Genomic DNA, 6,951 nt, shown 5'->3' on the forward strand with positions numbered 1-6,951 from the left:
CTACCCAAGGCACCGGTCAAGTGCCGATCTGGCGCCAATCTGGCGCAGCTTGCCGCCTGCCTCCGTTCGCTTCCGAACGCAGAAAGAGCCATCGCGCATGTCCAAGCTCGACGAGCTACTCAAGGATCTCGATCAACGCCGTGAGCAAGCTCTGGCCGGCGGCGGCCACGACAAGATCGAGGCCCGGCATGCCAAAGGACAGCTCGGTGCCCGCGAGCGCATCGAGGCCCTGGTCGAGCCCGGCAGCTTTCAGGAAATGGGCCTGCACGCCCAGCATGCCACCCGCCATTTCGGCATGGAGGAGAGGGTCCTGGCCGGCGACGGCGTGATCACCGGCATCGGCTTCGTCGACGGCCGCCCGGTGGCCGCCGTCAGCCAGGACTTCACCGTGGCCGGCGGATCGTTGGGCAAGATGCACGCCCACAAGATCTGCGACGTCATGGATTACGCCGGACGCTCCGGCATACCCATCGTAGCCTTCAACGATTCCGGCGGTGCCCGCATCCAGGACGGCGTCGAATCGCTGTCGGGCTACGGCCAGGTCTTCAACCGCAACGTCCTGATGTCGGGGGTGGTGCCGCAGCTCGCCGTCATCGCCGGACCCTGCGCCGGCGGTGCCGCCTATTCGCCGGCGCTGATGGATTTCGTCATCATGACGCGGCACAACGCCAACATGTTCATCTGCGGCCCCGACGTCATCCGGGCCGCCACCGGCCAGGTCACGACGATGGACGAGATCGGCGGTGCCATGACCAACGCCGCGGTCAGCGGCAACGTTCATTTCGTCGCCGAGGACGATCTCGACGCCGTTGCCATCGTGCGTCGTTTGCTCTCCTTCCTGCCGGCCAACAACATGGTCGAGCCGCCGCACCGGCTGGTCGACCAGCTGGTCATTTCCGACGATCCCGGCATGGACGCGCTGGTGCCCGATTCGGCCAAGGATCCGATCGATGCCAAGCAGGTCATCGCCAGGCTGGTCGATGAGGGTGATTTCCTCGAGGTGCACGCCGAGTTCGCCGGCAACATGGTGGTCGGCTTCGGTCGCATCGGCGGCGTCGTCGTCGGCATCATCGCCAATCAGTCGCTGGTCAAGGCCGGCACCCTCGATATCGACGCCTCCGACAAGGGCGCGCGCTTCATCCGCTTTTGCAACGTCTTCTCGATTCCCCTGGTCACCTTGGTCGACGTGCCCGGCTTCCTGCCCGGCATCGCCCAGGAACGGGGCGGCATCATCCGTCACGGCGCCAAGATGCTGTTCGCCTACGGCGGCTCGACGGTGCCCAAGATCACGGTTTTCCTGCGCAAGGCCTATGGCGGCGCCTACCTGGCCATGTGCAGCCGCGACCTGGGCGCCGACGTGGCGCTGGCCTGGCCCAGCGCCGAAATCGCCGTGATGGGCGCCGAGGGCGCCGTCAACATCCTTTACCGGCGCGAGCTCAAGGCGGCCGAGGATGCCGACGAAATGCGTGCCGAACTGGCCAGGGAATACCGCCAACGCTTCGCCTCGCCCTATCTTTCGGCCAGCAAGGGCCTGATCAGCGACGTCATCGAGCCCTCCCGCACCCGCGCCGCGGTGGCGCTAGCCTTGCGCAGCCTGCTTTCCAAGCGCGAAACCCGGCCGCCCAAGAAGCACGGCAACATTCCGCTCTGAGGGCGGCTCGGCAATGTGGCTGCATCTCGAAATCCTGCTCACCGGCGTGGCCGTCGTGCTCGGCGTGCTGGCGTTGCTGTGGGGCACCGCGGCACTCCTCGGCCTGGGATTCAAGCTGGCCGAGCGGCGCCACATGGCGGCCGCCGAGCCGGCGTCATCGGGCCAAGCCGGATCGCCGGACCCGCCGCGCCACCACCTGGCGCTGATCGTTGCCGCCGTCGCCAACGCGCTCGAGCGGCCCCACCACATCGTCGAGCTCAGCGTGCCGGGCCACACCATGCCGTCTTGGTCCCGTGACAGCCGTTTTCGCCACCCCAGTTCGCAACGTGTGCGCTGGGACATCTACGCCAACTCGCCGCCAGCCAAGCCGTGAACCGGAAATGATGAAAAAGCTCAGAATTACAGTCGAAGAAAAGGTCTATGACGTGACCGTCGAGGTGCTCGATGAGGGTGCAACCACGAACCCGGCTGCGCCGCCGCAGTTGGCCGCGCCCGTTGCCGCCCCCGTTGCCGCCCCCGTTGCCGCCCCTGTGGCGGCCCAGGCCCCGGTGGCAGCCGCAGTGGCGGGCGACGTGGTCAGTCCGTTGGCCGGCACCGTCACCCGCATCGACGTCCAGCCCGGCCAGAGCGTTAGCGCTGGCCAGGGCGTGCTGGTGCTCGAGGCGATGAAGATGAACACCACGGTGGTGGCGCCCAGCGCCGGTTCGGTGAAGTCGATCGCCGTCGAGGCCGGCGCTTCCGTGGTTGAGGGGCAGGTTCTGATGTCTCTCGGCTGAGCCGCCCCGGATGGACACCCTGCTCGAGCTCTGGAGCCTGACCGGCTTCGGCCACCTGACCTGGCAGATGCTGGTGATGTGGCTGGCCTGCCTGGCGTTCTTCTACCTGGCTGTCTTCAAGGGCTTCGAGCCCTTGTTGCTGATCCCCATCGCCTTCGGCGCGCTGCTCGCCAACCTGCCCACCGAGGGCCTGGTCAACGCCCCGGTGGGCGACCACCCGGGCGGGCTTTTCTATTATATTTCGCAGGGCATCACGCTGGAGATCTTCCCGCCGCTGATTTTCCTGGGCGTCGGCGCGCTGACCGATTTCGGGCCGCTGATTGCCAACCCGCGCACGCTTTTGCTTGGCGCAGCGGCCCAGTTCGGCGTCTTCGCCACCTTCCTCGGCGCCCTGGCGCTGGGCTTTTCGGGCCAGGAATCGGGCGCCATCGGCATCATCGGCGGGGCCGACGGGCCGACCTCGATCTTCCTCGCCAACAAGCTGGCGCCGCATCTGCTGGCGCCCATTGCCGTCGCCGCCTACAGCTACATGGCGCTGGTGCCGCTGATCCAGCCGCCCATCATGCGGGCCCTGACGACAAGTAAGGAGCGCCAGATCCGCATGCGTTCGCTGCGCCCGGTGTCGCGCCTGGAAAAGCTGTTGTTCGCCCTCATCGTGACCGTGGTCTGCGTGCTGCTGGTGCCGGCGGCCACGGCCTTGATCGGCATGCTCATGCTGGGCAATTTCCTGCGCGAAAGCGGCGTCACCGAACGCCTCTCCAAGGCGGCCCAGAACGAGATCATCAACATCGTCACCATCTTCCTCGGCACCTCCGTCGGCATCACCATGACCGGCGAGCGTTTCTTGCAGCTCGGTACGCTGAAGATCCTGGGGCTCGGTATCGTTGCCTTCGGCGTCGCCACGGCGTCCGGTGTGCTGATGGCCAAGCTGATGAACCTCTTGAGCCGTTCGAGCCCGATCAACCCGCTGATCGGTTCGGCCGGTGTCTCGGCCGTGCCCATGGCGGCGCGGGTCAGCCAAGTCGAAGGCCAGCGCGCGGATCCCCAGAATTTTCTGCTCATGCACGCCATGGGACCGAACGTCGCCGGCGTCATCGGCACCGCCGTTGTGGCTGGCTACTTCATCGCCCGCTTCGCTGGCTGAACGGTGAACACGCCTGGTCAAAAGGCGGCTCGCGTACACATCTTCGGCCGCGTGCAAGGCGTCTGGTTTCGCGGCTGGACAGTGACCACGGCCGTCGATCTGGATGTCGAGGGCTGGGTGCGCAACCGCCGCGACGGCTCCGTCGAGGGCCTCTTCGTCGGTCCAGAAGTGGCTGTGGATGCCCTGGTCGAGGCCTGCCGGCGGGGGCCCGGCGCGGCTGTCGTCCTCGACGTCCAGGTGCAGCCGGCGGATGACGAGGAAGCCGCCGCCGTCAGCGGCCAGGGATTTCGTCAGGCCGCCACGATTTAAGGCGAAGCGAAACTCTTGGCGAAGGTTTGTCGCAGCACGGCATCGACCTCGGCCATTTCGGCCCTAATCCCAAGTGCCGCCAGCGAGGTCACACCGTGCTCGCCGATTCCGCAGGGCACGATGCCGCGGTAGTGGCCGAGGTCGGGAGCAACGTTCAGCGAGGCACCGTGAAAGCTCACCCAGCGCCGCACCCGCACGCCGATGGCGGCGATTTTTTCCTCGCCGCCGCCGGGCCCCACCACCCAGATGCCGACGCGGCCCTGGCGGCGCTCGCCCTGCACCCCGAAGTGCGCCAGCGTGGCGATCAGCCAGCCTTCGAGGTTTTGCACGAAGGCCCGCACGTCGCGGCCGCGGCTGGCGAGATCGAGCATGACGTAGGCCACGCGCTGACCCGGGCCGTGGTAGGTGTAGCGGCCGCCCCGCCCGGTGCGGTGGACGGGCAACAGGTCGGGGTCGATAAGCTCAGCGGGATCGGCGCTGGAGCCAGCGGTATAGAGCGCTTCGTGCTCGAGCAGCCAGACCAGTTCGCCGGCCCGGCCGGCGCGGATGGCGGCCACACGCTCTTCCATCGCCGCCACCGCCTGGGCATAGCCGACGGGCCGCTCGCTGTGGCGCCATTCGAGTTCCGTCACGTTCATTCTCCGTTTCGCCTTAACGCTTTACTAACCCTATGCGCCGATGTTGCTATGATAGTCATCATTGGCAAGCGGGAAAGGCCGGACCATGGCCGACGATTCTTCCGAAAAGGCGGTCAGCGATGTCACCGTAGAGCTCTCCGTGGTGCTGGGCCGGGCCGAAATGCCCATCCATCAGTTGCTCAAGATGGGCCGCGGTGCCGTTATCGAGCTCGATGCGACGGTCGATTCTGATGTCGGCATTTTTGCCAACAACCGCCTCATTGCGCGTGGCGACGTCATGGTGGCGGGCGAGAATATCGCCGTTTCGATCACCGAAAATATCGTGGCGTCCGAGGAATAACGCATCCCGCCCCTTGATCGAAGGGCCGGGATTTGCTATTTCGACGCGGTATTCGGCGGTCGTGGCGGAACTGGTAGACGCGCAGCGTTGAGGTCGCTGTGGGCGCAAGCCCGTGGAAGTTCGAGTCTTCTCGACCGCACCAATTATCCAGCCCGCGGGTTCGCCCGCGGGTTTCTTTTTGCGCCGCAGGATTAGGCGCTATGCTCGGCCCCGGGCACGGCCCGGTGAGAAATGCGGGTTAATGATCCATTCGGGATACACGAGCTGGGACAGGAGCCGGGTATGAGCGGCCAGGGTGAACATCCAGCGGCATCGGACGATGCCTATGGGCTGACGCCGGACCGCATCCGGGCCGTTGTTGGGGCCCTGGGTGAGGGACGCATAGAGCAGGCCGTGGAACTGGTCGAGCCCCTGCATTCGGCCGATATTGCCGATCTCATCGATCTCATTGGAACCGCCGAGCGGCGTCTGCTGATCGAGGCCATGCGCGGCGTGCTCGATCCCGAGGTACTGGCTGAGCTCAGCGAAGAGGTGGCGGAATCGGTGGTCGAACAGCTCGGCCCAGTCGATGTCGCAGCGGCCGTCACCGAGCTCGAGACCGACGATGCGGTCGACCTGCTGGAGGATCTCGACGAAGCCGGACAGCGCCAGGTGCTGGACGCCGTGCCGGTGCCCGAGCGCGCCCATATCGAGGCGGCCCTGGCCTATCCCGAGGATAGCGCCGGCCGCCTCATGCAACGCGACTTGATTGCCGTGCCGGCTTTCTGGACCGTTGGCCAGACCATCGATTACATGCGTGATAGCGACGACCTGCCCGATGAGTTCTACGAGATCTTCGTCGTCGACCCGACCCATCGGCCGATCGGCACGGTTCCGCTCAACCGCATCATGCGCACCAAACGCCCGGTGCTGGTCAGCGCCATCATGGAAGCCGAACCTATCCGCGTCGAGCCTGGCACCGACCAGGAGGAAGTTGCGTACTTGTTTCAGCAGTACGACTTGGCCTCGGGCGCCGTGGTCGACGCTTCGGGGCGGCTGATCGGCGTGATCATGGTCGACGACGTGGTCGACGTCATCCACGAGGAGGCCGAAGAGGACATTCTTCGCCTGGCCGGTGTCTCCGAGACCGACATCAATGCCAGTATTCGCACCACCACCCAGCGCCGTTTCATCTGGCTGCTGATCAATCTGATGACGGCGATCCTGGCCTCGGCCGTGATCGCCCAGTTCGATGCCGCCATCGAGAAGATCGTGGCGCTGGCCATACTGATGCCCATCGTCGCCTCGATGGGCGGCAACGCCGGCACCCAGACCATGGCAGTGGCGGTACGCGGCCTGGCCACCCGCGAGCTGACCGTGACCAATGCGCGCCGCATCGTCGACAAGGAACTGGTGGTGGGCTTCTTCAATGGCGTGCTGTTTGCCCTGCTGGTCGGGTTGGTGGCCGGTTTCTGGTTCGCTGATGCGGCGCTGGGCGGCGTGATCGCCGCCGCCATGGTCATCAACATGTTGGTGGCGGCGCTATCGGGCATTCTGGTGCCACTGGGCTTTGACAGGATGGGCGTCGACCCGGCGGTGGCAAGCTCTGTCTTCGTCACCACGATCACCGACGTGGTGGGGTTCCTGGCCTTTCTCGGGCTGGCCGCCGGGCTGCTGCTCTAGCCCGCATTTCTCACCGGGTCATGGCCTGCGCGGTGCTGTCGCGCCGACCGGGTAGGAACGCTGCGCAGCTCGATGTGGGACATCGGGCAAGCCGCGCGACGCACCCTGTCGGCGCGACCGCGCCGCCCGAAGGGTCGCACCGCAGAGTCCTTGTGCACGCGCCCGCGTTGTCAAAGACCGAAGCGCGTAGTCCCACTACGCTCTTCGGTCTTTTCCTAGCGGATCGCATCACCTGGGTGCGACGCAAGCCGTGACCCGGTGAGAAATGCGGGCTAGGCCGCGCTTGGGCAGACGGGCAAGATGGCTTGCCAAAGGGGCAGGCAATTCAGCATGCAGCAATCAGCAAACCAACGCACCTTCAGCTACATCGTGGTGGGCGCCGGATCGGCCGGCTGCGTGCTGGCCAATCGCTTGAGCGAAGACGGCCGTGA

At 66.0% G+C, this 6,951-nt stretch carries 8 protein-coding genes and 1 tRNA gene; 8 read left to right on the forward strand and 1 reads right to left on the reverse strand.

Annotated elements, in window-relative coordinates; all coding sequences use genetic code 11:
* Window positions 1–97: 97 nt before the first annotated feature.
* From QGG75_02185 to QGG75_02205, 5 genes are read left to right on the forward strand one after another with little or no spacing between them, the layout of a single operon-like run.
* The gene (locus QGG75_02185) at window positions 98–1,651 is read left to right on the forward strand and encodes an acyl-CoA carboxylase subunit beta (GenBank protein MDP6066056.1); all 1,554 of its coding nucleotides are present in this window, start codon (window positions 98–100) and stop codon (window positions 1,649–1,651) included.
* A 13-nt stretch (window positions 1,652–1,664) separates the two neighbouring features.
* A complete protein-coding gene (locus QGG75_02190) occupies window positions 1,665–2,024 on the forward strand; it encodes an OadG family protein (protein MDP6066057.1) in 360 nt (119 codons plus the stop codon).
* A gap of 10 nt (window positions 2,025–2,034) precedes the next feature.
* Window positions 2,035–2,427: a biotin/lipoyl-containing protein gene (locus QGG75_02195; protein MDP6066058.1), complete on the forward strand. Its 393-nt coding sequence runs from the start codon at window positions 2,035–2,037 to the stop codon at window positions 2,425–2,427.
* Window positions 2,428–2,437: 10 nt separating this feature from the next.
* Window positions 2,438–3,571 (forward strand): sodium ion-translocating decarboxylase subunit beta, encoded by a 1,134-nt coding sequence (locus QGG75_02200; protein ID MDP6066059.1) that lies wholly within the window; start codon window positions 2,438–2,440, stop codon window positions 3,569–3,571.
* Between the two features lie 3 nt (window positions 3,572–3,574).
* Entirely contained in the window at window positions 3,575–3,880 is a 306-nt protein-coding gene (locus QGG75_02205) for an acylphosphatase (GenBank protein ID MDP6066060.1), read from the forward strand.
* On the opposite strand, the gene lipB is transcribed toward QGG75_02205, so the two are convergent.
* Window positions 3,877–4,518, reverse strand: a complete 642-nt coding sequence (gene lipB, locus QGG75_02210; GenBank protein ID MDP6066061.1) for a lipoyl(octanoyl) transferase LipB — start codon at window positions 4,516–4,518, stop codon at window positions 3,877–3,879. The two genes, QGG75_02205 and lipB, sit on opposite strands and share 4 nt — an antisense overlap.
* Before the next feature lie 85 nt (window positions 4,519–4,603).
* Here lipB and QGG75_02215 point away from each other — a divergent pair, with 85 nt between their 5' ends.
* From QGG75_02215 to mgtE, 3 genes are all read left to right on the forward strand, one after another.
* Window positions 4,604–4,858 (forward strand): FliM/FliN family flagellar motor switch protein, encoded by a 255-nt coding sequence (locus QGG75_02215; GenBank protein MDP6066062.1) that lies wholly within the window; start codon window positions 4,604–4,606, stop codon window positions 4,856–4,858.
* Between the two features lie 55 nt (window positions 4,859–4,913).
* Window positions 4,914–5,000, forward strand: a tRNA-Leu gene (locus tag QGG75_02220).
* Between the two features lie 140 nt (window positions 5,001–5,140).
* Window positions 5,141–6,520: a magnesium transporter gene (gene mgtE, locus QGG75_02225; protein MDP6066063.1), complete on the forward strand. Its 1,380-nt coding sequence runs from the start codon at window positions 5,141–5,143 to the stop codon at window positions 6,518–6,520.
* Window positions 6,521–6,951 lie beyond the last annotated feature (431 nt).

Source organism: Alphaproteobacteria bacterium (assembly GCA_030740435.1).
Lineage (GTDB): Bacteria > Pseudomonadota > Alphaproteobacteria > UBA2966 > UBA2966.

What these genes read in the sequence shown, in the direction of transcription:
- QGG75_02185 (MDP6066056.1), top strand. Translation starts at nt 98, where the DNA reads ATGTCCAAGCTCGACGAGCTACTCAAGGATCTCGATCAACGCCGTGAG.
- QGG75_02190 (MDP6066057.1), top strand. Translation starts at nt 1,665, where the DNA reads ATGTGGCTGCATCTCGAAATCCTGCTCACCGGCGTGGCCGTCGTGCTC.
- QGG75_02195 (MDP6066058.1), top strand. Translation starts at nt 2,035, where the DNA reads ATGAAAAAGCTCAGAATTACAGTCGAAGAAAAGGTCTATGACGTGACC.
- QGG75_02200 (MDP6066059.1), top strand. Translation starts at nt 2,438, where the DNA reads ATGGACACCCTGCTCGAGCTCTGGAGCCTGACCGGCTTCGGCCACCTG.
- lipB (MDP6066061.1), bottom strand. Translation starts at nt 4,518, where the DNA reads ATGAACGTGACGGAACTCGAATGGCGCCACAGCGAGCGGCCCGTCGGC.
- QGG75_02215 (MDP6066062.1), top strand. Translation starts at nt 4,604, where the DNA reads ATGGCCGACGATTCTTCCGAAAAGGCGGTCAGCGATGTCACCGTAGAG.
- mgtE (MDP6066063.1), top strand. Translation starts at nt 5,141, where the DNA reads ATGAGCGGCCAGGGTGAACATCCAGCGGCATCGGACGATGCCTATGGG.